This is a genomic window from Thermococcus radiotolerans, assembly GCF_002214565.1.
Taxonomy (GTDB): Archaea; Methanobacteriota_B; Thermococci; order Thermococcales; family Thermococcaceae; genus Thermococcus; species Thermococcus radiotolerans.
Genome location: NZ_CP015106.1, coordinates 603,421 through 625,836 on the forward strand (window position 1 = coordinate 603,421; position 22,416 = coordinate 625,836).

General features: G+C 55.1%; 26 protein-coding genes and 1 pseudogene. 21 read left to right on the forward strand and 6 right to left on the reverse strand.

What is annotated here, in order from left to right:
• Window positions 1–6 precede the first annotated feature (6 nt).
• Window positions 7–399: a DUF126 domain-containing protein gene (locus A3L10_RS03275; protein WP_088866384.1), complete on the forward strand. Its 393-nt coding sequence runs from the start codon at window positions 7–9 to the stop codon at window positions 397–399.
• 41 nt (window positions 400–440) lie between these two features.
• A complete protein-coding gene (locus tag A3L10_RS03280) occupies window positions 441–1,691 on the forward strand; it encodes a site-2 protease family protein (protein WP_088866385.1) in 1,251 nt (416 codons plus the stop codon).
• On the opposite strand, the gene A3L10_RS03285 is transcribed toward A3L10_RS03280, so the two are convergent.
• Window positions 1,681–2,106, reverse strand: a complete 426-nt coding sequence (locus A3L10_RS03285; RefSeq protein ID WP_088866386.1) for an HTH domain-containing protein — start codon at window positions 2,104–2,106, stop codon at window positions 1,681–1,683. The genes A3L10_RS03280 and A3L10_RS03285 overlap by 11 nt on opposite strands.
• Before the next feature lie 258 nt (window positions 2,107–2,364).
• On the opposite strand from A3L10_RS03285, the gene A3L10_RS03290 reads away from it, so the two are divergent.
• The 5 genes from A3L10_RS03290 (at window position 2,365) to prf1 (ending at window position 5,052) form a co-directional block, all read left to right on the forward strand.
• Window positions 2,365–2,538, forward strand: coding sequence for a class III signal peptide-containing protein (locus A3L10_RS03290; RefSeq protein WP_088866387.1), 174 nt, complete (start codon window positions 2,365–2,367; stop codon window positions 2,536–2,538).
• Window positions 2,539–2,599: 61 nt separating this feature from the next.
• Window positions 2,600–2,788 (forward strand): class III signal peptide-containing protein, encoded by a 189-nt coding sequence (locus A3L10_RS03295; RefSeq protein ID WP_088866388.1) that lies wholly within the window; start codon window positions 2,600–2,602, stop codon window positions 2,786–2,788.
• Window positions 2,789–2,839: 51 nt separating this feature from the next.
• A complete protein-coding gene (locus A3L10_RS03300; RefSeq protein ID WP_088866389.1) occupies window positions 2,840–3,400 on the forward strand; it encodes a HEAT repeat domain-containing protein in 561 nt (186 codons plus the stop codon).
• 92 nt (window positions 3,401–3,492) lie between these two features.
• Window positions 3,493–3,729 (forward strand): pro-sigmaK processing inhibitor BofA family protein, encoded by a 237-nt coding sequence (locus A3L10_RS03305; protein ID WP_088180226.1) that lies wholly within the window; start codon window positions 3,493–3,495, stop codon window positions 3,727–3,729.
• Between the two features lie 75 nt (window positions 3,730–3,804).
• A complete protein-coding gene (prf1, locus tag A3L10_RS03310) occupies window positions 3,805–5,052 on the forward strand; it encodes a peptide chain release factor aRF-1 (protein ID WP_088866390.1) in 1,248 nt (415 codons plus the stop codon).
• Window positions 5,053–5,054: 2 nt separating this feature from the next.
• On the opposite strand, the gene A3L10_RS03315 is transcribed toward prf1, so the two are convergent.
• Together A3L10_RS03315 and A3L10_RS03320 are read right to left on the reverse strand one after the other, a co-directional pair.
• Window positions 5,055–5,936: a dihydrodipicolinate synthase family protein gene (locus A3L10_RS03315; protein WP_088866391.1), complete on the reverse strand. Its 882-nt coding sequence runs from the start codon at window positions 5,934–5,936 to the stop codon at window positions 5,055–5,057.
• Window positions 5,937–6,032: 96 nt separating this feature from the next.
• Complete coding sequence (locus A3L10_RS03320; RefSeq protein ID WP_088866392.1) at window positions 6,033–7,961, reverse strand: arginine--tRNA ligase; 1,929 nt, start codon at window positions 7,959–7,961, stop codon at window positions 6,033–6,035.
• A 69-nt stretch (window positions 7,962–8,030) separates the two neighbouring features.
• Here A3L10_RS03320 and A3L10_RS03325 point away from each other — a divergent pair, with 69 nt between their 5' ends.
• Together A3L10_RS03325 and A3L10_RS03330 are read left to right on the forward strand one after the other, a co-directional pair.
• Window positions 8,031–8,309 carry a lipoate protein ligase C-terminal domain-containing protein gene (locus A3L10_RS03325; RefSeq protein ID WP_088866393.1) on the forward strand — a complete coding sequence of 93 codons (279 nt, stop codon included), beginning with the start codon at window positions 8,031–8,033 and terminating at the stop codon, window positions 8,307–8,309.
• Window positions 8,310–8,319: 10 nt separating this feature from the next.
• Window positions 8,320–8,889, forward strand: a complete 570-nt coding sequence (locus A3L10_RS03330) for a stage II sporulation protein M (RefSeq protein ID WP_088866394.1) — start codon at window positions 8,320–8,322, stop codon at window positions 8,887–8,889.
• Here the strand turns inward: A3L10_RS03330 and A3L10_RS03335 are convergent.
• Window positions 8,821–9,956: pseudogene (locus tag A3L10_RS03335) on the reverse strand (DUF354 domain-containing protein). The gene A3L10_RS03330 and the pseudogene A3L10_RS03335 sit on opposite strands and share 69 nt — an antisense overlap.
• Before the next feature lie 284 nt (window positions 9,957–10,240).
• On the opposite strand from A3L10_RS03335, the gene A3L10_RS03340 reads away from it, so the two are divergent.
• Together A3L10_RS03340 and wecB are read left to right on the forward strand one after the other, a co-directional pair.
• Window positions 10,241–11,527, forward strand: coding sequence for a UDP-N-acetyl-D-mannosamine dehydrogenase (locus A3L10_RS03340; RefSeq protein ID WP_088866395.1), 1,287 nt, complete (start codon window positions 10,241–10,243; stop codon window positions 11,525–11,527).
• Window positions 11,524–12,657 carry a non-hydrolyzing UDP-N-acetylglucosamine 2-epimerase gene (gene wecB, locus A3L10_RS03345; RefSeq protein ID WP_088866396.1) on the forward strand — a complete coding sequence of 378 codons (1,134 nt, stop codon included), beginning with the start codon at window positions 11,524–11,526 and terminating at the stop codon, window positions 12,655–12,657. Before A3L10_RS03340 ends, wecB begins: the two co-directional genes overlap by 4 nt.
• Here the strand turns inward: wecB and A3L10_RS03350 are convergent.
• A complete protein-coding gene (locus A3L10_RS03350) occupies window positions 12,654–13,247 on the reverse strand; it encodes a hypothetical protein (protein WP_157726881.1) in 594 nt (197 codons plus the stop codon). The two genes, wecB and A3L10_RS03350, sit on opposite strands and share 4 nt — an antisense overlap.
• 245 nt (window positions 13,248–13,492) lie before the next feature.
• Complete coding sequence (locus A3L10_RS03355; protein WP_088866398.1) at window positions 13,493–14,752, reverse strand: radical SAM protein; 1,260 nt, start codon at window positions 14,750–14,752, stop codon at window positions 13,493–13,495.
• A gap of 188 nt (window positions 14,753–14,940) precedes the next feature.
• On the opposite strand from A3L10_RS03355, the gene A3L10_RS03360 reads away from it, so the two are divergent.
• From A3L10_RS03360 to A3L10_RS03405, 10 genes are all read left to right on the forward strand, one after another.
• On the forward strand, window positions 14,941–15,441 hold the full coding sequence (locus tag A3L10_RS03360) for a hypothetical protein (RefSeq protein ID WP_012571457.1): 501 nt from the start codon (window positions 14,941–14,943) through the stop codon (window positions 15,439–15,441).
• 267 nt (window positions 15,442–15,708) lie between these two features.
• Window positions 15,709–16,215, forward strand: a complete 507-nt coding sequence (locus A3L10_RS03365) for a Na+/H+ antiporter subunit E (RefSeq protein WP_088180214.1) — start codon at window positions 15,709–15,711, stop codon at window positions 16,213–16,215.
• On the forward strand, window positions 16,212–16,466 hold the full coding sequence (locus A3L10_RS03370; protein ID WP_088866399.1) for a monovalent cation/H+ antiporter complex subunit F: 255 nt from the start codon (window positions 16,212–16,214) through the stop codon (window positions 16,464–16,466). Before A3L10_RS03365 ends, A3L10_RS03370 begins: the two co-directional genes overlap by 4 nt.
• Complete coding sequence (gene mnhG / locus A3L10_RS03375; protein WP_088866400.1) at window positions 16,463–16,864, forward strand: monovalent cation/H(+) antiporter subunit G; 402 nt, start codon at window positions 16,463–16,465, stop codon at window positions 16,862–16,864. Before A3L10_RS03370 ends, mnhG begins: the two co-directional genes overlap by 4 nt.
• Window positions 16,861–17,145: a DUF4040 domain-containing protein gene (locus tag A3L10_RS03380; RefSeq protein ID WP_088866401.1), complete on the forward strand. Its 285-nt coding sequence runs from the start codon at window positions 16,861–16,863 to the stop codon at window positions 17,143–17,145. The genes mnhG and A3L10_RS03380 overlap by 4 nt, the downstream gene beginning before the upstream one ends.
• 2 nt (window positions 17,146–17,147) lie before the next feature.
• Entirely contained in the window at window positions 17,148–17,855 is a 708-nt protein-coding gene (locus tag A3L10_RS03385) for a Na(+)/H(+) antiporter subunit B (protein ID WP_088866402.1), read from the forward strand.
• Window positions 17,852–18,196 carry an NADH-quinone oxidoreductase subunit K gene (locus tag A3L10_RS03390; RefSeq protein WP_088866403.1) on the forward strand — a complete coding sequence of 115 codons (345 nt, stop codon included), beginning with the start codon at window positions 17,852–17,854 and terminating at the stop codon, window positions 18,194–18,196. Before A3L10_RS03385 ends, A3L10_RS03390 begins: the two co-directional genes overlap by 4 nt.
• Window positions 18,193–19,680 (forward strand): proton-conducting transporter transmembrane domain-containing protein, encoded by a 1,488-nt coding sequence (locus tag A3L10_RS03395; RefSeq protein WP_088866404.1) that lies wholly within the window; start codon window positions 18,193–18,195, stop codon window positions 19,678–19,680. The genes A3L10_RS03390 and A3L10_RS03395 overlap by 4 nt, the downstream gene beginning before the upstream one ends.
• On the forward strand, window positions 19,677–21,521 hold the full coding sequence (locus A3L10_RS03400; RefSeq protein ID WP_088866405.1) for a proton-conducting transporter transmembrane domain-containing protein: 1,845 nt from the start codon (window positions 19,677–19,679) through the stop codon (window positions 21,519–21,521). Before A3L10_RS03395 ends, A3L10_RS03400 begins: the two co-directional genes overlap by 4 nt.
• The gene (locus A3L10_RS03405; protein WP_088866406.1) at window positions 21,522–22,415 is read left to right on the forward strand and encodes a respiratory chain complex I subunit 1 family protein; all 894 of its coding nucleotides are present in this window, start codon (window positions 21,522–21,524) and stop codon (window positions 22,413–22,415) included.
• The last annotated feature ends 1 nt before the right edge of the window (window position 22,416 follow it).

A 22,416-nucleotide genomic window follows, 5' to 3' on the forward strand; every position in this document is an offset into this window, starting at 1 on the left:
GGTAGCATGAGGCTCCAGGGAAGGAAGATAGTCGGGGGAAAGGCCGAGGGGGAGCTGGTAGTCTCCCAGAAACCTCTATCGTTCCTCGGTGGTGTTGACCCCGAGACGGGAATCGTGACGGACGCGGAGAGCGACATCAGGGGGCAGAGCATCGCGGGCAAGATACTGGCGTTTCCAAGGGGAAAGGGCTCAACCGTTGGTTCTTATGTTATCTATGCACTCAAGAAGAACGGCAAGGCGCCTAAGGCTATAATCGTCGGCGAAGCGGAGACCATAGTCGCGACAGGGGCCATAATAGCCGGAATTCCAATGGTGGATGGGGTGGACGTCTCGAAGCTCAGGAGCGGGAAGAGAGTCACCGTTAACGCCGACGAGGGACTGGTCGAAATTGAGGAATAGCCTTTTTAAGCCTTCAGTCAATTCCTTTTCAGGGAGTCAAAATGCCGAGGGGAGTCTACGAGTGCATCAACTGCGGGCACAGGGAGGTGCTGGATTCCACGGAGCCCCTCATCGAGAAAGGCTGTCCTAAATGCGGCGGGGACATGGTTCTAGTGGAGTTCCAAACGGAACCAGAAGAGCTGACGCTTCCCCTTCACCACGATGTCCCATTCCTTCCTGAGGCCGTTGAGAGGAAAGTTAAGGAATTTTACGATGCAGAGCTTGAGAGAATAGACGGAAGGGTTTTCGTGTTTAAGGTTCGTGAGATTCGGGAGGAGAACTTTGAGAGAGTTCTGAGTGAACTGGAGGAGCTCGGCTACTGGGCGGCGCTCAAAAAGCGCGGTGGTGATATTCTACTGTTCGTGTTCCCTGCCCAGGGGATAAAGGAGGACAATCGGTGGCTCCCGTGGATTTTTCTGATAGCCACAATATTCACGACACTGTTCGCGGGCTACTACCTCTCATCCCTCTACATCCAGCTGCTCGATTACTACAACCTTCCCGGGATAAGGAATCCCTACGTTAACGCAGTGGCGTTTTCCATAAGCGTAATGGCCATACTCGGAACCCACGAGCTGGGCCACAAGATCGCCGCGGCCTACCACGGCGTCAGGGCAACGATGCCCTACTTCATACCGTTCCCCAGCATGCTGGGAACCCTTGGAGCGGTCATAAGGGTCAAATCCCCCCTACCAACTAGGAACGCCGCCATAGACCTCGGCGTCAGCGGCCCCATAGCCGGCTTTCTGGTCGCTATACCCGTGAGTATAATAGGGCTGAAGCTCTCAGTGCCGATACCCCAGCACCTTGTTCCCCCCACAGAGGGAGGGATAGTCTTCGGCGAGAACCTCTTTTTCATGTTAATTGAGAAGTACGTGGTGACGTTCCCCGAGAACAGCGTCGTGTTCCTTCATCCGGTCGCCATCGCGGGATGGGTCGGGATTCTGGTGACCTTCCTTAACCTCATCCCGGCGGCCCAGCTCGATGGAGGGCATATAGCGCGCTCCTTCCTCGGGGAGAAGGCCCACAGGTATTTAACAATGGTCGTCGGACTCGTCCTCATAGGAATGAGCTTCCTCTGGATTGGATGGCTCATCTGGGGAATGCTGGTTCTTCTAATGGGCTCGGTTGGAAACCCCGGGGCGCTTGATGAGGTCTCCCCGATATCCAGAAAGAGACTCCTCCTGGCCATTATTGCGATGGCAATATTCGTTATCTCGGCGACGCCACGGCCGCTGTGGGTCAGCGGCTGATCTTCTTCCCCTCCTTGAGTATCTGCTCGATGTCGTAGTATATGGAATCCCTCGAAACGCCGAACATCCTCGCTATCTCAGATATGTTGAGGACCTTGGGGTTGTAGTTGAAATCCCTGAGAACCTTGGCAAGGAGCTCGCGCCGCTCCTTGATGGTGTACTCATCAAAGGCTTTGACCTCGAGGGGTGCGTTGTAGACCGCGACGGCGACCGCGTAGGTTCTCCTGGTAACGGGTGTTGTATAAGTTCCAATCTCAAAATCAACGATCTTGGCATTCTGCGGGAGGGCCCGGTTGAGCTTTTCCAGCACTTTTTGAATCGCATCCTCCTTGTGCTTGCCGGGAGAGTAATCGGCCAGGACGCCCTTTCGCGCGTTACCATGGGGATCGAGTAGAAGAGTTACCGTAAGGTTCATAAAAGCTCCGAAAGTAAGATGGATCTTTGAAGAATATATAACGCCTCCCCGATCGGATAGTAGATCTCTCGACTTTACCACCACATCCTTTACACAATCTTCAATGTTAACAGACTCCGATTGAATTGCCAATAATTCCACGCGACCACCCCTGGGCTTTCTGCAGTATTGGGGAGATTTGACTTAAATTTGAGGAGAAAGCTATATAAGCTTTTTTAGTGCATTAATGTATGAAGTAATCCTTCGGGGGTGAATAACATGAAGAGGAAAGCCCAAGGTGCCATCGAGTACCTGTTTATGATTGCAGCTGCCCTGATAATAATCCTGATTGTGGTCAGGCAGCTGAGGGGTAGGACCAGCACTGCGGAGTCCACAATCTCAAGCGCGGAAGGAGATATAAACAGCACGTTTGAGAACATGAGTGGTAGTTGAACTTGTTTTAATGCTTCTTTTTAATTTTGCTCTGGATTAAGTTAATCTTGGAGGTTCAAAAATGGCTAAACGAGCTCAAGGTTCTTTAGAATATCTCTTGATGGTTGCTGCAGGTATAATAATAGCTGCTGTAGTGGTACTTCACCTCATTGGAATCAAGGGCCTTGCCAGATGGGCGGGATCGCAGATGAACAGCACCGGTGAAGAGATATCAGAGAACCTTCAGAACCTGAGTAACGCCACGGAGTGACAAGGTAAACTTTTTAGGGTGTCACCTTTAGCTTTATTCTAGGTGATGAGTATGGGTTTCCTATCCTTCGGTTCAAAGAAAGATAAAATAAAAAAGCTCATAGAAGAGGAATGCTTTGATGAGATAGTTTCAATGGCAGTAAGGGACAAAAAAGCCCTGAACGCGCTCATAGAACTTCTGGACGACAACGCACCCGGTATCAGAGGAGACGCGCTCCTGATAATTGGAATGGTAGTCGAGCAGAGGGGAGACGTCATCGAGCCACATCTGGACAAGGTATTTCCAAAAGCCATCGAGCTGACCAAAAACAGGAACCCCTACGTGAAGGAAAACGCGATGATTCTTTCGTACGAGCTCGCCCGCAGATTCCCTGACAAAATTATGGGGCTGAAGGGCACCATTGTTGAGGATCTCATAGAAGAGCTCAAAGAAGGTGACAAGAACACCAAAGGCTTTGCATTGATGCTCTTGGGCGAGCTGGGAGCCAGCGAGGCGAAGGAATACGTTGAAGAGCTCGTCAACGTTGAGGACAAGGTGATACTCCCATTCGAGGGCAAAAAGTGGGTCCCGCTGGGAGAGATAGCCAAGGAGACCCTCGAAAAACTTTCGTGATTTGAAATCCCATTGATTTATTTTCGCTTTCGTTCCAGTTTCTGCGAAAGGTTAATAAGGATGGTTCAGTATTAACTACTTCAGGTGATACCATGATATCGGAGCTACTGTTCCTGTTTTTCCTGTTCCTGGCCATCCTGCTGGTGGTCAAGGTCGGCTTCGGCATAATCAAGTACCTAGTGGCCAACGCGATAATCGGCCTGATAATACTGTGGTTCACGAACTGGATAGGAATATCGGACGTGCCACTGACTGCACTTAACGTGCTCGTGGTGGCCATTGGCGGCATACTGGGAGTTATAGCACTCATAATAGTCTACTGGTTCTAGCCGCTTCTTCCTAAACTTTTATAAATTCCTCGCGTTTTCTTCGTCCGGGAGAGAATTCTCAGGGGAGTGATGCTCATGTCTCACAAGTCAGCTGAAATGTACGAACTCAAGAAGAAGGTCGATGAGCTGAAGAGCTATCGAGGTCGGGCAACCGAGCTGGTTAGTCTATATATTCCCGCCGGATACGACATAAACAAGGTCATGCAGCAGCTGCGAGAGGAGTACGGAACGGCGCAGAACATCAAGTCCAAATCAACTCGAAAGAACGTTCTCGGCGCCCTTGAGAGGGCCATGCAGCACCTCAAGCTCTACCGCAAGACGCCCGAGACGGGTTTGGCCCTCTTCGTTGGCAACGTCAGCGAGCAGGAGGGCGTCAGCGACATAAAGCTCTGGGCGATAGTCCCACCCGAGCCGCTGAAGGTCAGGCTCTATCGATGTGACCAGACCTTTATAACCGAACCCCTTGAGGAGATGCTCCGCGTAAAGGACGCCTACGGCCTCATCACCGTCGAGAAGAACGAAGCGACGATAGGCCTCCTCAGAGGAAAGCGCATTGACGTCATCGACGAGCTGACTTCAAACGTTCCCGGAAAGACCCGCGCCGGTGGTCAGTCGGCGAGGCGTTACGAGAGGATTCGCGAGCAGGAGACTCACGAGTTCATGAAGCGCATTGGCGAGCATGCCAACAAGGCCTTTCTCCCGCTCCTTGAGAAGGGCGAGCTCAGAGGAATAATCATCGGCGGCCCTGGGCCGACCAAGGAGGAGTTCGTTGATGGGGACTACCTCCACCACGAGCTTCGAAAGAAGGTCATCGGTGTCGTGGATATCAGCTACCACGGCGAGTACGGTCTGAGGGAGCTCGTCGAGAAGGCCAGCGACATACTCAAGGACCACGAGGCGGTCAAGGAGAGGCACCTTATACAGGACTTCTTCAGGCACCTCGTCAAGGACACCGGGATGATAACCTACGGTGAGAAGGAGGTAAGGAAGGCCCTTGAGCTCGGTGCCGTTGACACGCTCCTGCTCAGCGAGGGCTACGACAAGGTTCGCGTTAGGGCAAAGTGCAACAACTGCGGCTGGCAGGAAGAGAAGACCATGAGCGAGCAGGAGTTCCACGTCTACAGGAAGAAGCTCACCCACTGCCCCAAGTGCGGCAGTCAGAACATAAGCTTTGAGAAGTGGGACGTTGCAGAGGAGTTCATAAAAATGGCGGAGGAGAGCGGCTCCGAAGTCGAGATAATATCCCTCGACACGGACGAGGGCCAGCAGTTCTACAAGGCCTTCGGAGGCCTCGGAGCCTTCCTCAGGTACAAGATTCAGTGAGCTCAGCCCAGCACCTCGGCGAGTAGCTTTCTTATTCCCTCTTTTACGTCCTCCCCATCCATCAGATACGGGGGTCTGAGGACCGGCTTTATCGAGAATCCCCTGAGCGACATTGCGAGCTTTATCGCGGAGCCGAAGGATGAGGCGAGGTCGTAGACCATCGACAGCTTTGCCAGTCTTCTCGCGTGCTCGAAGGCTTCTTCGAACCTCTTTTCCTGAAAGGCCTTGTAGAGGGCCAGATGAACCTCCGGAGCGAAGTTGGCACATGCCATTATTCCCCCGTCCCCGCCGAGGACGAGCGTGTTCAGGAAGTGCTGGTCGAGGCCGGTGAAGACCTTGAAGTCCTTTCTCTCCCCCTTCACCTCGAGTATTACGTCACGAACGTGGTTGACACTGTCAATGGTCTCCTTGACGCCGGAGATGTTCGAGTACTCTAAAGCGAGGCGTTTGATTAGGGAAACACTGAGCGGGTTGGCGCAGGCAGGGATGTTGTAGAGTATAATAGGAATATCGGTTCTCTCGGCGACCATCGAGTAGTGTGTAAACAGGGCCTCGTCGTTCAGGGGGCAGTAGTAGGGGGGTGCTATGACGACGTAGTCCGCTCCGATGTCCTGGGCGTGCTTCGTAAGCTCAACGACCTCAAAGGTGTTGGAGGACGCGGTTCCCACGAGGTAGAACGACGCGTTAACGAGCTCCCTGCCCTTCTCGGCCAGGAACTTTCTTTCCTCGACGCTGAGACTCGTGAACTCCCCTGTTGTCGCGTTGATGAATATCCCATGAACGCCAACCTTCTGGAGAAACTCGAGGTGCTCCTCTAGGGCCTGGACGTCGATGGAGTAGTCCTCGTTGAAAGGGGTTACAAGGGGCACTATAACACCGCGCATGAGACCACCGAAGATTTTTGGGAGAGGGAGTATTTTAGGGTTCCGGGAGTTTGAGAGGTATCGGTACCGATACAAAATAAAATTAGAAACGCCAAATCACATTTTCTCAGGCGCCTCTATGCCGAGCAGTTCCAGCCCGTTCCTGAGAACCTGCTTTACCGCAAGCACGAGGAGCAGCCTCTCCTCCACTATACCTTCCTCCGCCTTGAGCACCGGGTGGTCCATGTAGAACTTGTTGAAGAGCGAAGCGAGTTCGTTGACGTACCACGGAATCAGGTGGGGCTTAACGTCCTTTCCTGCAACTTCCACAATCTCAGGGAATTTGGCGAGGAGCTTCACCAGTTCTTTCTCCCTGTTGGTAAGCTTTGAGAAGTCGGCCCTCTCAAGGAGCGCCTTCCAGTCAGTCTCTATGCCCCTCTCCCCGGCCTTCCGGAGGATCGAGGCACAGCGCGCGTGGGCGTACTGGACGTAGGGGGCGCTCTCCCCCTCGAAGTTGAGGACGTCCTCCCACCGGAAGGTTATCACTTTGTCCGGGCTGTACTTGACGAGGTTGAAGCGAACCGCGCCGACGCCGACGGCTTCCGCGATGTTATCCTTCTCCGCGTCGCTCAGACTTGGGTTCTTCTCCTCCACAAGTTCCCTAGCCCTCTGAACGGCCTCGTTGAGAACCTCGTCAACCGTGAAGCCGACCCAAGTTCCCTTCCTGCCCGAGAACTTGCCCTCCGGCCTGACCACGTGCTCGTAAGCCAGGTGGTGGAAGTTCTCCGCGCTCTCCTCGAAGCCGAGGAGCTGAAGGGCGTACTTTATCGCCATCTGCGGGTGCTTCTGCTCGGCACCGATGACGTTGATGACTATATCCGCGTTTCCAAACCTTCCAGCCATCTCCTCCCCGTCAGGGGCGGTCGTCCAGGTCTCGTGGTCTTCATGACTATCCCAGGGCTTGTAGAGCATGTCCGCGCTGACCTTTCCGAACTTCCAGAGATGGTAGGCGATGTCCTTGCCGGTGTAGGTGGCAGTCCCATCGCTCCTCTTGAGGACGAGGAAGGGGTTCTTCATGTCCGGGAAGAGCCTCCTCAAATCCATCACGAAGGCACCCTTGTACTTGCCTTCCGTGGCCCAGAAGAAGTTCTCGTTGGCCTCGATGAGTTCGTAGGCCTCCTCAAAGATTCCGCTCCTCATTATGTCGCTCTCCCAGCTGAGGAGGTCGTAGGTGATGCCCATGCGGTAGGTTGTCAGCATCTGGGCCTTGACAACGCGCTCGGCGAGCTTCCTGCCGATTTCTGCTATCTCGTTGCCTCCCTCTTCGAGCTTTTTCATCAGCTCGCGAACTTCCTTCTCAACCTCCGGGTTCTCCTCTATGCGCTTGTTCACTTCGACGTAGAGCAGTCCCATAACGTGATCGATGAAGTCCTCCTTCAGGCCCTTCTCCCTCAGCTCGGCCTCAAGCCTCTCGAACTCGTCCTTCAGATGGAGATAGCCCCAGAGAACCTGGGCAAACTGGACGCCGAGGTCGTCTATGTAGTTCTGAACCTCGACGGCGTAGCCGAGCTTCCTCATTATCCGAGCCATAGTATCGCCGAGGACGGCGTTCCTCGCGTGTCCCATGTGAAACGGCTTCGTCGGGTTCACGGAGGTGTGCTCCACGATGACCTTCTTTCCAGTCCCAATCTTGCCCTCTCCGTAGGCGTTCCCTTCCTCAAGTATCTCGCGGACGAGGGCTTTGCCGAAGACGTCGTAGTTGAGATAGAAGTTGATGTAGCCGTTGACGGCCCTGACGTCGGCAATTTCCTCGGGTAACTTCTCCATAAGCCTCTCAACGACCTCCTCTGCGATGAGCTTTGGCGCCTTCCTGAAAACCCTCGCCAGCTGGAAGGAAACCGTCGTTGCGAAGTCGCCAAGCTCGATGCTCGGGGTGTCGTCGAAGGTTATCTCACCTTCCCACTCTTTTCCTGCCTCATCCAGCATTTCCTTCAGAGTTTCCTGGAGGATGAGCCTGATATTCTCCTTAACCTGAGCGTATCCCATTCCCACCACCGCAACCACTTATACCCAACCTTTAAAAAGTTCTCCGAGGGATTTACTTTGGGGATGGGTATGAAGCACCACGTCGGAGAGCACAAGGCCAAGAAGGGACTGATAAGGATAGAATTCGACGAGAGAGAGGGTATTGCTGAGCACGTCAAGATTACGGGAGACTTCTTCATGCACCCCGAGGAGACCGTCCAGGAGCTCGAAAGGGAGCTTGAAGGACACAAACTCGAAGAGCTGGAGCAGATTATAGACGAATTCTTCGCGGTTAGGATGGACGTGGAGATGCCCTACGTCAACGTCGAGGACTTCAAAATCGCCTTGAAGAACGCCCTCAGGGAGTGAGGTGAGCCCCTTGCTCAAACTTGGCTTGGAGGTTCCCAAAAGGACCCTCGGATACCTTTTAATCGTTTTCCTCGCGGCATCTTTTCTCGGTTACGCTTTCGCCATTGGAAACCCCGATGCCGCTATGGAGGCCGTTAAAAGGCTTGCCGAGCAGATAGGACCGATATCCGACTCCAGCTTTGAGAACTTCGTCAAGATATTCACCAACAACTCGATGGTGGCCCTTTTCATGCTCCTCTCCGGCCTCTTCTTCGGCCTCGGCCCATGGCTCATAATGGCCTTCAACGGCTTCGTGGTTGGCCTCGTCGTCAGGGCCGTTCAGGAGAGCGGAGAGCTTTCGTTCCCCCAGATAATCCTCGGATTGATACCCCACGGAATCATTGAGATACCGGCGATAGCACTCGCGGGAGTCTCGGGGATAGTCTGGTACCGCGAGATAGTGAGGGGAGAAGGAGAAACTGGAGAGAGGTTCAGGAGGGGAGCGGAAAAGGCTTTGAAGCTCTTCGCGGTTTCAGTGCTGCTCCTCCTTGTGGCTGCCTTCATTGAGGCCTACGTAACCCCGCGCGTTGCCGGGGTCTGATGATTCTTCCACCTTCATCGTCATGAACGTTCCGAACTCCTCGTAGGTCTCTATCTCGCGCAGGATTACGTCCATGGGGTTCTCGAAACCGCTCACAACGCTCCGTATGTAAGCGCGGTAGCCGCCGTTCATCTCCATCATGCGCTCCGCCATCATGGCGACCTTCACCGGGTCGGTTGAGTGGAACTTCACACCCTTCTCCACGAGCCACTTGGTGACCGCCAGTAGCCTTCCAGGATAGGTTGAGATCGTCGGGGTTCCAAGGGCTATGGCCTCTCTGTTCATCGTTCCCCCGGCACCTATCATAAGCTTGGCATAGTAGAGAAGGCTGAGGCTGTCAACTGGCCTTTCGGGCATTACCACGTTTTCAAAGTGCTCAAAGCGTTTCCTCTGCTCCTCCGTCCTGGGGAAGAGCACTATGGGAACCTCGGGGAGGAGCGGAATAACGTCCTCGAGCACACTCTTCGGAGGTCCGTTGAAGTAGTTGGCCTTTATCGGCTCCGTGCGCATGACGATGTACTCCCCGCGCCTCAAGCCCAGCTCGTTCAGGACTTCCCTGTCCGGAATGAAGCCGTAGAGATGCGCCAGCTCCGAAAAGCCCTTGACCGGGCGCATTCCGTTCGCGGATCGGCGCCGCACCTGAGGAGCTCGTAGGCGTCTATGGCGGTTGGGTAGAGAAGGAGCGTGGTGTATGGGAGTATCAGCTTGTTCTGGGCAACGGCCGTCTCGTTGTCGACGAAGCCTATGGCGGGTATCTGGAGGCCGAAGGCAACCCTCGGTGCCTCGGCGGAATGCTTGTAAATCGCCAAGTCGGGCTTCTCCTCGATTATGAGCTTGGACAGCTTGTACATCCTCTCGGTGCCCGCTAGGAGCTTGCCCTCGAGGGTTGCACCGCCGTGCTTTCCGACCACGTAGTAATCAAATCCAAACATGTCGAGGATTCCAGTGAGACCATCAAACTCGCGGGTTGTGACCAGAACCTCGTGTCCGGCCTTCTCCAGCTCCTTTATTACACCTTTGAAAAAGTGAACGTGAGGGGCGTTCGTGATGTCAATCCATACCTTCATTTTACCACCCATTTACTGGACAACTCTGTTCAATATAAGGCTTTCCCAAAAACGATTGTGAAGCGTTCTTTTCAAAGTTTTGCCACACCGTGTTAAGGCCAACAAACGTTTAAAACGCTTTCTTTCGCTGAAACTGAAAAAGTCACGCGATATCCACCGGGAAGAAAAACGGTGGATGGACAAAGAGGGCCCCAAACCTTGCAAGTGAAGGAAATCCGTCCGGAAATCGTTTTTTGGAAAAGGCTTTTATTCGAGGATGGAGTTAGGGGTAGTGGGTGGAAAGCATGCTGGACAGGATAGAGGACAGAAGCGCAGAGATAGCTGTGATAGGTCTCGGTTACATAGGCCTCCCGACGGCAATAATGTTCGCCAACGCGGGTTTTAGGGTCACGGGGTATGAGATAAGGAGAAACGTCGTCGAGAGCATAAACTCTGGGAAGGCCCACATAGTGGAACCAGAGATAGACGATCTCCTCAAAAAGGCCATCGAAAACGGCACCCTGCGGGCGACCTCCGATCCAAACGATATCAAGGGAAAAGACGTCTACATAATCTGCGTTCAGACACCCCTCAGGGAGGATAAGACCCCCAACCTAGAATTCCTGCGGAGTGCCGTTGAGACCGTCGCAAAGGTCATGAAAAAAGGTTCGCTGGTCATAATCGAGAGCACCGTTCCGCCGCTCACGACAGTTAAGATGGCGGAGCTCATAGAGGAACTCAGGGGATTCCGGGCGGGGAAGGACTTCTACATGGTCCACGCCCCGGAGAGGGTGATGCCGGGCAGGATATTCAAGGAGCTGGTTTACAACTCCCGCATTTTTGGGGGAATAACTCCGGAGAGCGCGGAGCTGGCTGAGAAGCTGTACCGTTCCTTCGTCAGGGGGCAGACCTTTAAGACCAGCTCAACCGTCAGCGAGGTTGTCAAGCTCATGGAGAACACCTTCCGCGACGTCAACATCGCCCTAGCCAACGAGTTCGCGCTCCTCGCACACCAGTACGGGATAGACGTCTTCGAGGCGATAGAGCTCGCCAACACCCATCCGAGGGTCAAGATTCACGTTCCAGGCATCGGCGTCGGCGGCCACTGCCTTCCAAAGGACCCCCATCTGCTCGTCTGGCCCGCCGAGAGGGATTTTGGACTGATACGGCTTGCCAGGGAGATAAACGACTCGATGCCTCTGCTCACGAGGGAACTCCTGTTCAACGCTCTTGGAGAGGTCAACGTCCCGCCAAACGACGCCGTCGTGACAATTCTCGGCCTCGCGTACAAGGGAAACAGCGATGACACGAGAAACTCCCCCGCGTTTGCGCTCATTGATGCCATCAAAGATGATGTGGCGGAGGTCAGGACCTACGACCCGTTTGTCGGCGGAACCCATCAAAACCTGGAGGAGGCCCTCAACGGAGCGGATGCAGCCGTCATAGCAACCGATCACACCGCCTTCAAGTCCCTCGACTGGGAGGGGCTCGGTAAGCTCATGAGAACGAGAATCCTCGTGGATGGAAGGCACGTTGTTGAGAAACCGCCCCGCGGGTTCGTCTTCAGGGGAGTTGGGAGGGGAGAGTATTGAAGCCGGCCTTCGTCTTCGGAACGAGGCCAGAGATAATAAAGCTGGCACCGGTCATAAGGGCGTTTGAGGAGAGGGGCGTCAAGCCGCTCCTCATCCACACGGGGCAGCACTACGACTACGAGATGAGCAGGGTCTTTTTGGAGGAACTTGAGCTCGACGGGATAGACTACCACCTGGAGGTCGGCTCCGGCACCCAGGCGGAGCAAACGGGAACCGCGATGATAAAGATCGAGAGGGTCCTGATGGATGAAAGGCCGGACGTGACCCTCGTGCAGGGAGACACCAACACGGTTCTGGCCGGGGCCATAGCGAGCGTTAAGCTGAAGATACCGGTCGCCCACGTCGAGGCTGGACTGAGGAGCTTCGACAGGACGATGCCGGAGGAGATAAACAGAATCCTGGCCGACCATGCGAGTGAGGTTCTCTTCGCCCCAACGGAGGAGGCGAGGAGGAACCTTGAGAGGGAAGGGATAACCGAGAACGTTTACGTCGTTGGCAACACGGTGGTCGACGCCGTTCTTCAGAACGCGGAGATAGCGGAAAAGAAGAGCGACATCCTCGAAAGGTTCGGCCTCAAACCTAAGGAATACGTCCTGATAACCGCCCACAGGGCCGAGAACACGGACAGCAGGGAAAACCTGACAAAGTTCGTTGAGATACTTGAGGCCCTTCCGATAAAGGCCATCTATCCCATGCACCCCCGCACGAGGAACAGACTGAAGGAATTCGGCCTGTGGAAAAGGATAAGCTCGATCGAGAACCTGATTATAACCAAGCCCCTCGGCTACCTTGACTTCCTCAAGCTGGAGAAGAACGCCTTCGCAATAATGACCGACTCCGGAGGAATACAGGAGGAGAGCATAATCCTCAACGTGCCCTGCCTTACCCTCCGCTACAACACCGAGAGGCCGGAAACAGTCACTGCTGGCGGCAACGTCCTCGTTGGCCTGGAGAAGGAGCGGGCTCTGGGGTACCTCCAAAGACTCCTGAAGGACGGGGAGTTCTACCGGAAAATGGCCGAGGCACCGAATCCCTTCGGCGACGGAAGGGCCGGGGAAAGGATAGCGCAAATACTGCTGGAGCTTCACGAAAAGGGAGAGCTGAAGGTCCGGAGCTCAAGGTTTATTTAATCCGAGCCTTCCTTCATCTTCCCCTCCAGCTCAAATCTTTCTGCCTGGTCGGCGACGGCCTTCGCCGCCTGCCTCAGGAGATAGTCCTGGTAGCCCTTGAGGGCGATGAAGCCCTCTGATTCGTCAGAAACATCGATGATGATGTAGGCCTGGAACTGGGGCTTTTTGGTCCTTTCAAACTCTACCAGTGCCCTCCTCTTATCTGTGGCGTTCTTGTACTTGAGGTAGTGGCTCAGATCGCCGACGCTCGAGTAGACAGCGATTACCCGTACGTGCCCCTTTGAGAGTACCGGAGAATAGCTGACGTTGAACCACTCCACCCAGACCGCCAGAAACTGACCGTCGCATTCCACCGGGGCGGAGAGTGTCAGAACCTTGTGCCCCCTTGCCCTCAGTTCAGCGGCAACTAAGTTTCCGAAAGAGGAATCCGGATACACGCAGAAGCCCTCGTTGAATGTGGCGTTGGCATTTCTCAGGCCTCCAATTTGAGCACTCGCATGGGTCTCGGACCTGGCCAGAGCAAAGTCCCCGAAGTAGAATGTGAGGGTCAGGATCATCACCGCTATACCAACTAGGTATACCTTTTTCATTTTCTTTCCCAATGAAGTAACACCCTCATGTGATTTAAACTTTTTGGAGTTAAATTTGAACGATGTTCAAAAAATTTATAAATTCGACATCGGAGTGGTGATGGGTAAGAGGCATGAAGTACAGCGAGCTGGTGCTCGTACTCTACACTGCCCTGTGGTGGTGACGCTGGCGGTTGCGTGGAAGGGGTACTATTCTTCATCGTGCTCGCACTGCTGATGCCGTTCATCGAGAAAAAGGTGCGTAGTTAGATCGGCGTGCCGATGTAGATGCCGTGCCTGGTACGGACTATCCTTATTTTTATCCTGTCTCCTATCTCGGCGTCCGTGTTTATGACCTCGATGAGTCTGTTCCTAGCTTTTGCCAGCATCTCGCCCTTTATTCTCCCCGGGAGAACTATCTCTGCCTTGACGATTTCCCCCGGTCGGAAGGATAGGGGGATGAACTCACGCTTTTCCATGCCGAAGTGCTTCGGCTTCAGGACGAGCGGCCTCATTCCGGTCTTCTCCTCAAGTTTTCTGAGCCATGCGTAGAAGTCCTTGAAGGGAACGAGCTTTGCTATCGTCGGGTTCCTGCCGAACTTGTAGGGTATGTAGTTCTGGAAGCCGAGGGCAGGCCAGCGCTTTCCGGCACCTATCTTCCTGGCGAATTCTATGAAGGCCTCGGCCTCGTCGTCGTTTACCCCGAAGATTATGACCGGGGCGAGGAGGACGTCTATTCCGGCGTTGACTAAAGCCTCCGCCATGTCCAGAACGTGCTCAAGGTCGTAGCTCTTCATTCCCATGAGCATCCTCGCCTTGTCCGGGTCGAGGGAGTGGATGGAGAGGTTAACCCTATCGAGGCCCGCCTCCGCCAGCTCCTCAACGAGCCTATCGTTCAGAAGCGTTCCGTTGCTCTGCATTGAGATGATAGAAACGTGGGGATGCTCCCGAAGGGCCTGAACGAGCTCGACACGGAAGGGATAGATAAGGGGTTCGCCCTGCCCGTCCAGGTGGGCCTCAAGGCCCCTGCCCTTTATCCTCGCAACCTCGTCGAACCACTTCATGAGGTAGTCAACGTCAACCACGTAGTCGAGCTTCCTCGTTCTCGAGTAAGGCCCCTCGTCCACCGAGCAGAACACGCAGCTGAGGTTGCAGCCACTCACGCCGCGGACCTGAATGAGGTTGGTCCCCCTGTCGATCAGACCGAAGGCGTTGTAGCCAAGGAGCGGAACGTCCATACCCTCATGGATGTAGATGACCTTTCTTCCCGTGTACCGGTTTCTCAAGAGAGCACCGAGGTTGTTCTGGATGTAGATAGCTATGTACTTCTCAACGTCGGGATAATCGGTGTCCACTAGGAGGGCACCGTCCCTCGCGGTTATGGCTGGTTTCACGCGATATTTCCTTTTAATCACTCTCGCAAGCTCGTCCTTCTCAAAGTCAGCGTAGAGCGTCTCGCGCCAGACCAGCCTGATGCTCTCACCGGTGTCTTCAAAATGAGTATGAGGAAGCCTTACCTCGATCATGTTTCCGGGTTTCGCAGAGATTTTAAAAATCCGCCGATGGATAAAACATCCGTTCCACGGTGGTGGGTTCCAGACATCCGCGCCCAAAGATTTTTAAGGAAAGACCTTTTGCCATCATGCGAACATGGAAACATTTTAATATTATTGAATTAAACAGTCTAGTGATGAACTAGTGTGGGTGATAGGTAATGTGGGGAAAGATCGAGCATTACTTTGACGAGTATCCCGTGAGGAAGCAGATCGCCAAGACGCTCCTCAAGTACGGCCTCAGGGTTTCCGATGACATGAAGATCAAGGCCGGTGACATAGAGGTTCCGTACACCAAGATCGCGAAGGCCCTCGACGTTGACCGGCGCGTCGTCAAAGAAACCGTTGGGATGATACTCAAGATACCCGAGCTGAAGGAGATATACACCAACCTTGAGCCGACCGTTCACATGAAGTACGTTGGAAGGCACGTCGGCTACGGCGTCATAGAGATCGAGCCCGAACCCAGGGCGATAGGAATACTTGCCAAGATCGCCCAGAAGATAGCCGAGAGGGACATAAACATCATCCAGGTCGTTGCCGAGGACCCCGAACTCTATCCCGAGGCCACCCTCACGATAATCACCGAGAAGCCGATTCCCGGCGACCTCATCAACGAGCTCTCCAAGCTTGAGGGCGTCAAGAGGATATCTATCTACTGAGGGGTTTCCTCATTTTTGATTGAAATTTTCATCACTTTTTTATAACATTCTGTAAACAAATTTGGGAACTTCATGGCTCCTCTAAAGTCATGCGCCATGAGGAACCCTTTCTAACATCAGAGAACAAGTCTGATGCCCTTATTTTAACCAAACGTTTTAAACCTTTGTTATTCGCAGGTAAGGTTTATAAGCCATTGTTTAAAACCAAAAATTAGCTTCGCTTAACTCTATTGGGAGCACTTCCATCAACCTGCGGAGGGTTGTCGAATGGGAGAAGCAAGCAGGATAAGTCGCTACCTGTACACGGTTATCGTACTGTTCCTGATATGGCTGTTTCTAACGGCCAGTTTGGACCCACAGGAACTGGAAATCGGCCTACTACTGTCGCTCATCGTCGGTGCGTTCACCTACGAGATATTCACAACGAACGGCCTCGCAAACCTCAACCCCAAGAGGATAGCATACGCAATAGCCTACATCCCCTACTTCCTGTGGGCGATGATAATGGCAAACCTCGACGTCGCATACAGGGTTCTGCACCCCAAGAGACCGATAAACCCGGGAATCGTCGAGTGCAGGACCGTTCTCGAAAGCGACGTTGGGAAGCTCAGCTTGGCAAACTCCATCACCCTGACTCCGGGAACCATAACCCTCGACGTGGACGGTGACAAGTACTTCATCCACTGGATAGACGTCAAGGACGATTCTGTTGAAGGTGCCTCCAAGAACATAACCCAACCCTTTGAAAAGTTCCTGAAGGTGATCTTCGGATGATAGGGATAAACATTTATCTCGCGCTCATAGCCGTAGCGACGCTGCTCAGCATGTACAGGGTCTTCAGAGGACCGACCACCGTTGACAGGCTCGTCGCCGTTGACATCATGACCACCATAACCACGGGGCTCATGGTTCTCTTCGCGCTCTACTACCAGAGGATGATATTCCTCGACGTTGCCCTGGTCTACGCGATACTCGCCTTCGGTGGAGTCATAGCCTTCGCGCGCTACATGGAGGGAGGTCTATGAACGCGCTCACTGCCATCGGTGAAATCCTCGTGCTGCTGGGAACGTTCTTCTACTTCCTGTCGGCACTAGGTCTTATCAGAATGCCGGACGTCTACAACAGGATGCAGACCTCGACCAAGAGCGCGACGCTTGGAAGCCTCGGTGTCCTGGTGGGCGTCGGCATCTGGGCGCTCGGCACTGACTTCGGAAGCATCCCCTGGCTCACGAAGACCATCGTCATCGCGGTCTTTCTGCTGCTCACCAACCCGATAAGCGCCCACGCGCTCATAAGGGCGGCCTACAAGAGCGGCATACCCCTCTGGGAGGGCAGCGTCGTTGACAAGTACAGGGAGCACCTGGAGGCCAAGGAGAGGGAGGAAGTTGAAGAAACACCCGCTGAGGAGGGTGGTGAGGAATGAACTGCATAACCTGCATCGAGTACATCATAGTAGGCGTCATGATAATATCCGCGGTTCTCGCGGTGGAGTGGAGAGACCTCCTAGCGGCGGCCGTTGGAACGGCTGCGGTCAGTCTATTCGCCTCGCTGCTGTTCTTCATGCTGCAGGCGCCGGACGTCGCAATGACAGAGGCAGCCATAGGCGCAGCGCTCAGCGGTGCGATATTCATCTTCGCCATCAAGAGAACTCAGCGCTTTGAGACGGAGGAGGAAGAGAAGCCCGGCTGGTGGGTGAGGTGGTGAAAATGCTCAAGCGCGCGCTCGCTATAATCCTGCTCCTCATCGTGGGTTACTGGCTCGCCCAGGGCCTCGCGGGAGTTCCCTTTGGGCAGGATAGGATGCTCGTTGCCCAGTACTACCTCGACAACGTGAAGCAGCAGACCGGAGCCGTCAACGCGGTCACCGCCGTCGTCGTCAACTACCGTGGATTCGATACCCTCGGTGAGGTCACCGTTCTGTTCATAGCATCAACCGGAGTCGGCGCACTCCTCTGGAGGAAAAAGAAGAAGAGAACCGCCAAGACCGAGGGTTCGATAGTCCTTACAACCGGAACCAGGCTTCTGGTGCCCTTCGTCATGCTCTTCGGTGCCTACATCTTCATCCACGGACACCTCACACCGGGAGGAGGATTCCCGGGCGGAGCCACCATCGCCACCGCATTCCTGCTGCTCTACCTGGCGTTCATAACCTACGAGATACCCCACAAGGGCTTCGAGAAGACAGAGGGGCTCGCGGGAATGAGTTACGTTCTCGTTGGCCTCATCGGTCTCTCCATAGGCGGCTACTTCCTCTTCGACTGGATATGGCAGACCTGGAACTTCGGCACGGAGAACGTTGGAAGGCTCCTCAGCGGCGGATTCATACCGATAATCTACACCATCATCGGCCTGAAGGTCGGCACTGAGCTCAGCGGCATCATCGACAACATGCTCAAGGAGGAGGTGAGCGAATGATCAGCGTCTACTACTTCGGCGCCATAGCCCTCATCCTCGTGGGCCTCTACGCGATACTCGTCAAGAAGAACCTGCTCAAGATACTCATCGGACTCAGCATAATGGAAACCGGCGTGAACCTGCTCCTCATCAGCGTTGGCTACGTCTCCGGAAGGAGCGCACCCATACTGAGCGAGGGAATCGGCCCGAACCAGGCCGTTGACCCAATCCCTCAGGCCCTCGTGCTCACCGCGATAGTTATAGGCGTTGCCACCACCGCCATGGCCCTTAGCGTCGCCATGCTGATCTACGAGAAGTACGGAACCCTTAACATCGAGGAGATAAGGAGGTTGAGAGGATGAACGGGCAGTACGCCGCTCTGCTCATAGCGCTACCCCTCATCAGCGCGTTCTTCGTGCCCCTGCTGAAGGGCGCCGGAAAGAACGCAATCAGGTACTTCCTCATAGCTGTCACCGCACTTCAGACCGGAATAGCCGCGTGGGTGTTCCAGTGGGTTTACTCCACGGGCCAGCCGATAATCGTCATCGCAGGTGGCTGGAGGCCGCCTGTTGGAATCAACCTGTACTTCGGCCACTTCGCGGCGCTCTTCGTGCTCATCGTCGCGGCAATCAGCTTCCTCATGGCTGTCTTCAGCCTCAGGGCAATCGAAGTCGAGCCCATAGACAAGTACGCCATGCTCTTCCTGCTCCTCATGCTCGGAGCCACCGGCATGATAGCGACGGGGGACATATTCAACCTCTTCGTATTCATGGAGATAACCGCAATCAGCGCCTACGCTCTAACCGCCTACAACAAGACCGGTGAGGCGGCCGAGGCCTCGATGAAGTACATCGTCCTCGGTGGAATCGGTTCCAGCTTCTTCCTCATCGGCATAGCGCTCATCTACGGTTCCCTCGGAACCCTCAACATGGCACAGATAGCGCAGCTGGCCGCAACAATGGACCCGACCGTCGCACAGGTGGGACTGGCGCTGATAATATTCGGCTTAGCCGTTGAAGCGGAGCTCTTCCCGCTCAACGCCTGGGCCCCCGATGCATACCAGGCCGCCCCGCACCCGGTGACCGTCATGTTCTCGGCCTTCGTCGTCAAGGCGGGCCTCTACGCCATGGCCAGGATTCTCTACCTGATGCAGGACGTCGGAAGCTGGGGTTCGGTTCTAAAGCTCCTCGTCGTGCTGGCGACGCTCACGGTAATCATTGCGGAGCTCGCCGCGCTCAGGCAGAGGAACGTCAAGAGGATGATAGCCTACTCCAGTATAGCCCAGATAGGCCTCATCGCGCTCGCCCTCGCCCTCGGAACCCAGAGCGGTGTTGACGCCGGCGTCTTCCACATGATAAACCACGCCATCGTGAAGGCCATGCTGTTCCTCGCGGTCGGCTACGTTGCGATGACCCTCGGAGGAGCAGAGATTGAGAACTTCAGGGGACTTGGAAGGAGGATGCCGCTGACTGCCTTCGCGATTTCAGTGGGCGCCATAGCCACCGTCGGAATACCGCTGTTCAACATATTCTGGAGCAAAATCAGGATAATACTCGCCACCCTCCAGGTGGGCTACACTTGGGCGGCTGTCTTGGTGCTCACCGCAAGCGTCGTGGAGGCCGTCTATTACTTCAGGCTGCTCCACACGATCTGGTTCGAGGGAGACGGAGAGAGGATAGACGAGAACATCGTTATCGGCCTCATGGTACTGTTCCTCGCGGCCCTCGTGGTCGTGATAGGAATCTACCCGGACTACGCCTGGAACCTCGCCCAGAAGGCCGGAAACGACCTCTTCAACGTTGCCCAGTACGTTAAGAACGTGCCACTGATGGGGGTGGGAGCATGATCAACGAACTCCTCATCATAATCTTTGCGCCCCTGATAGCTGGAGTCATAGCGTGGGCGCTTGATATAAAGGGCGTGAGGGAGGCTATAGGCCTCATAGGCGCGGCGATACCCCTCGCGTACCTCGCCAAGCTTTACTCCACCGTCCTGAACGAGGCGGTAAACTACTCGGTTACGGTTAGCGGGTTCACCCTGCAGTTCCAGCTCAACACCATGAGCTGGTACTTCGCGGCGGTGGCCTCGCTGGTGGGCCTTGCGATGGCCCTCGGAATGGCATCAACCTCGAAGAGCTCCTACGACTGGCTCTTCGCCCTGATGAGCTACACGGGAGTGCTCGGTGTCTTCCTGAGCCAGGATTTCGTGGGATTCTTCCTGCTCTGGGAGATGATGACCTTCGCCAGCTTCATGATGGTCATCAGGAGGAACAAGCACGAGTCCCTCAAGTACTTCGTGCTGAGCGTTATCGGAGCCTACGCGATGCTGATAGCGATAGGCATCCTCTACGCCAAGACAGGAGCGCTCGACTTCGCCACCATAAGGCAGGCCCTCTACATTGACGCAAGCCTCGGAGCGATAAGCACCGCCGAGACGGTCCTAATATTCGGGCTGTTCCTGACGGCGTTCGGCGTTAAGGCCGGTGCCGTTCCGCTCCACGTCTGGGCGCCCGGAGCTTACAGCGAGACCGACCAGAGCTACACGACCTTCTTCAGCGGTGCCCTCAGTAAGGCGGGAGCCTATGGATTCCTCCTGCTCTACATCCTCATGGGCTACAAGCTCTACGCGGCCCTTGGAACCTTCCACGGGCACCTGACCTTCGCATACATAATCGCGTGGATAGGGGCGATAACCGTAGTCGTTGCAGGCTTCCTAGCTGTCCTCCAGGAGGACATCAGGAAGCTCTTCGCCTACTCGTCGGTCAGCCAGGTCGGCTACATACTGCTCGCCTTCGGACTCGGTAGCAGCCTCGGATTTGCCGGAGGTCTCTTCCACGTGCTCAGCCATGCAGTCTTCAAAGGCCTCTTCTGGCTCGTGACCGCTGCCATAATCCTCCAGACAGGCAAGACCCAGTTCAAGGACATGGGAGGCCTCGCTGAGAAGATGCCCTTCACCTTCGCGATGGGTCTGATAGCGGTGCTGAGCCTCGCGGGAATCCCGCCGATGGCCGGCTTTGCCAGCAAGTGGCTCATCTACGAGGCAGCCATAAGCGCCCACATGCCCCTCGTTGCAGGCGCCATATTCCTCGGAAGCGGCATAGCGTTCGCCTACGTGGTCAGGTTCCTCTACGCGGTTTGGTTCGGCCAGAGGCCGAGCGACCTTGAGGACGTTAAGGAGGCACCGCTCCCGCTCCTCATAGGAATGGCTCTACTGGCGATCCCCAACCTGCTCTTCGGTGTGGCACCGGGCATAGTCACCAAGTACCTCAACAGGATGCTCGGAGGGGAAATCGTCGGCGGTGACTACTACAAGCTCGTTACTCCGACGGGAACCTACAACGCCCTGCTCGTGACGATAGCCCTCACAATCGGCCTGGTCATAGCCGGGCTGGTGTACCTCTACGGCGCCAAGGTGAGGAAGATAAAGGTGACAAACACCTACCAGTCGGGTAACCCCGTCACTGAGGAGTTCAACCTCAGCATCAGAAAGAACTTCTACAGACCGCTGGCAGAGGCCCTGGAGTTCTGGCTCAAGTACAGCTGGGACAGGTTCTACGAGCGCCTGGCGGGCATAGCGGAGGACTTCGCCGACTCGATCAGACAGTCCCTGTACAACGGCAACGTCCAGAGCTACTCGTGGTACCTGGCGATAGTGCTGCTCATACTCGCACTGTGGGGGGTGTTGTGAATGATTGACTGGAAGCTCATCTTGGAAGTCATCGGAATGCTGATATACGCCACCTTCATGGGCTTCATATTCATGGGCATAGAGAGGAAGGCCATGGCAAGGATTCAGCGCCGCGTTGGACCGCCGATATATCAGCCGATAATAGACACCCTCAAGCTACTGGGCAAGAAGGAGAGCGTCACCCATGGATTCATCTACGACTTCGGCCCGATATTCGCCCTTGGAGCCAGCATCGCAGCGCTGCTCTTCATCCCCCTCGCAGGCTTCCGCCTCTTCAGCGTCAACGCCGACCTCATCGTCGTTGCATATCTCCTTGAGGTGCCGATGCTCGGCATAATGCTCGGTGCGATGAGCTCAGGAAACCCCTACTCAGCGGTCGGTGTCCAGCGTGGACTGCTCACCATGGTGGCCATGCAGCTGCCATACGGTCTCGCGCTGATAGCCGTCATCCAGCACTGGGGAACCTTCAAGCTGAACGAGCTGGTGTCCCTCCAGCAGGCCCACGGATGGAGCATCCTCGTCCCGGCGCTCTTCGTTGCAATGATAGTCTTCGACATAGTCTTCCAGGCGATGCTCGGTCTTGAGCCCTTCGACATAATCACCGCCCCGGCGGAAATCTCGATGGGTCCCATGGTCGAGTACGGCGGCAAGCACGCGGCGTTGCTCTTTACCCAGCACGCGGTTCAGCTCTTCGCGGAGACGGCATTCTTTGCGGTAATCTTCCTCGGAGGAGCCAGCAACCTGCTCGAGCTGCTCATCAAGCAGATAGCGGTGCTCTTCATAGCGATATTCGTGGCCAGCATCTACCCGAGGTTCACCATAGACCAGGCGGCCAAGTTCTTCTGGAAGTGGCCGACCATACTGGGAATAATAGCCGTGCTCCTGACGATGTGAG

What these genes read in the sequence shown, in the direction of transcription:
- A3L10_RS03275 (WP_088866384.1), top strand. Translation starts at nt 7, where the DNA reads ATGAGGCTCCAGGGAAGGAAGATAGTCGGGGGAAAGGCCGAGGGGGAG.
- A3L10_RS03280 (WP_088866385.1), top strand. Translation starts at nt 441, where the DNA reads ATGCCGAGGGGAGTCTACGAGTGCATCAACTGCGGGCACAGGGAGGTG.
- A3L10_RS03285 (WP_088866386.1), bottom strand. Translation starts at nt 2,106, where the DNA reads ATGAACCTTACGGTAACTCTTCTACTCGATCCCCATGGTAACGCGCGA.
- A3L10_RS03290 (WP_088866387.1), top strand. Translation starts at nt 2,365, where the DNA reads ATGAAGAGGAAAGCCCAAGGTGCCATCGAGTACCTGTTTATGATTGCA.
- A3L10_RS03295 (WP_088866388.1), top strand. Translation starts at nt 2,600, where the DNA reads ATGGCTAAACGAGCTCAAGGTTCTTTAGAATATCTCTTGATGGTTGCT.
- A3L10_RS03300 (WP_088866389.1), top strand. Translation starts at nt 2,840, where the DNA reads ATGGGTTTCCTATCCTTCGGTTCAAAGAAAGATAAAATAAAAAAGCTC.
- A3L10_RS03305 (WP_088180226.1), top strand. Translation starts at nt 3,493, where the DNA reads ATGATATCGGAGCTACTGTTCCTGTTTTTCCTGTTCCTGGCCATCCTG.
- prf1 (WP_088866390.1), top strand. Translation starts at nt 3,805, where the DNA reads ATGTCTCACAAGTCAGCTGAAATGTACGAACTCAAGAAGAAGGTCGAT.
- A3L10_RS03315 (WP_088866391.1), bottom strand. Translation starts at nt 5,936, where the DNA reads ATGCGCGGTGTTATAGTGCCCCTTGTAACCCCTTTCAACGAGGACTAC.
- A3L10_RS03320 (WP_088866392.1), bottom strand. Translation starts at nt 7,961, where the DNA reads ATGGGATACGCTCAGGTTAAGGAGAATATCAGGCTCATCCTCCAGGAA.
- A3L10_RS03325 (WP_088866393.1), top strand. Translation starts at nt 8,031, where the DNA reads ATGAAGCACCACGTCGGAGAGCACAAGGCCAAGAAGGGACTGATAAGG.
- A3L10_RS03340 (WP_088866395.1), top strand. Translation starts at nt 10,241, where the DNA reads ATGCTGGACAGGATAGAGGACAGAAGCGCAGAGATAGCTGTGATAGGT.
- A3L10_RS03350 (WP_157726881.1), bottom strand. Translation starts at nt 13,247, where the DNA reads ATGAAAAAGGTATACCTAGTTGGTATAGCGGTGATGATCCTGACCCTC.
- A3L10_RS03355 (WP_088866398.1), bottom strand. Translation starts at nt 14,752, where the DNA reads ATGATCGAGGTAAGGCTTCCTCATACTCATTTTGAAGACACCGGTGAG.
- A3L10_RS03360 (WP_012571457.1), top strand. Translation starts at nt 14,941, where the DNA reads ATGTGGGGAAAGATCGAGCATTACTTTGACGAGTATCCCGTGAGGAAG.
- A3L10_RS03365 (WP_088180214.1), top strand. Translation starts at nt 15,709, where the DNA reads ATGGGAGAAGCAAGCAGGATAAGTCGCTACCTGTACACGGTTATCGTA.
- A3L10_RS03370 (WP_088866399.1), top strand. Translation starts at nt 16,212, where the DNA reads ATGATAGGGATAAACATTTATCTCGCGCTCATAGCCGTAGCGACGCTG.
- mnhG (WP_088866400.1), top strand. Translation starts at nt 16,463, where the DNA reads ATGAACGCGCTCACTGCCATCGGTGAAATCCTCGTGCTGCTGGGAACG.
- A3L10_RS03380 (WP_088866401.1), top strand. Translation starts at nt 16,861, where the DNA reads ATGAACTGCATAACCTGCATCGAGTACATCATAGTAGGCGTCATGATA.
- A3L10_RS03385 (WP_088866402.1), top strand. Translation starts at nt 17,148, where the DNA reads ATGCTCAAGCGCGCGCTCGCTATAATCCTGCTCCTCATCGTGGGTTAC.
- A3L10_RS03390 (WP_088866403.1), top strand. Translation starts at nt 17,852, where the DNA reads ATGATCAGCGTCTACTACTTCGGCGCCATAGCCCTCATCCTCGTGGGC.
- A3L10_RS03395 (WP_088866404.1), top strand. Translation starts at nt 18,193, where the DNA reads ATGAACGGGCAGTACGCCGCTCTGCTCATAGCGCTACCCCTCATCAGC.
- A3L10_RS03400 (WP_088866405.1), top strand. Translation starts at nt 19,677, where the DNA reads ATGATCAACGAACTCCTCATCATAATCTTTGCGCCCCTGATAGCTGGA.
- A3L10_RS03405 (WP_088866406.1), top strand. Translation starts at nt 21,522, where the DNA reads ATGATTGACTGGAAGCTCATCTTGGAAGTCATCGGAATGCTGATATAC.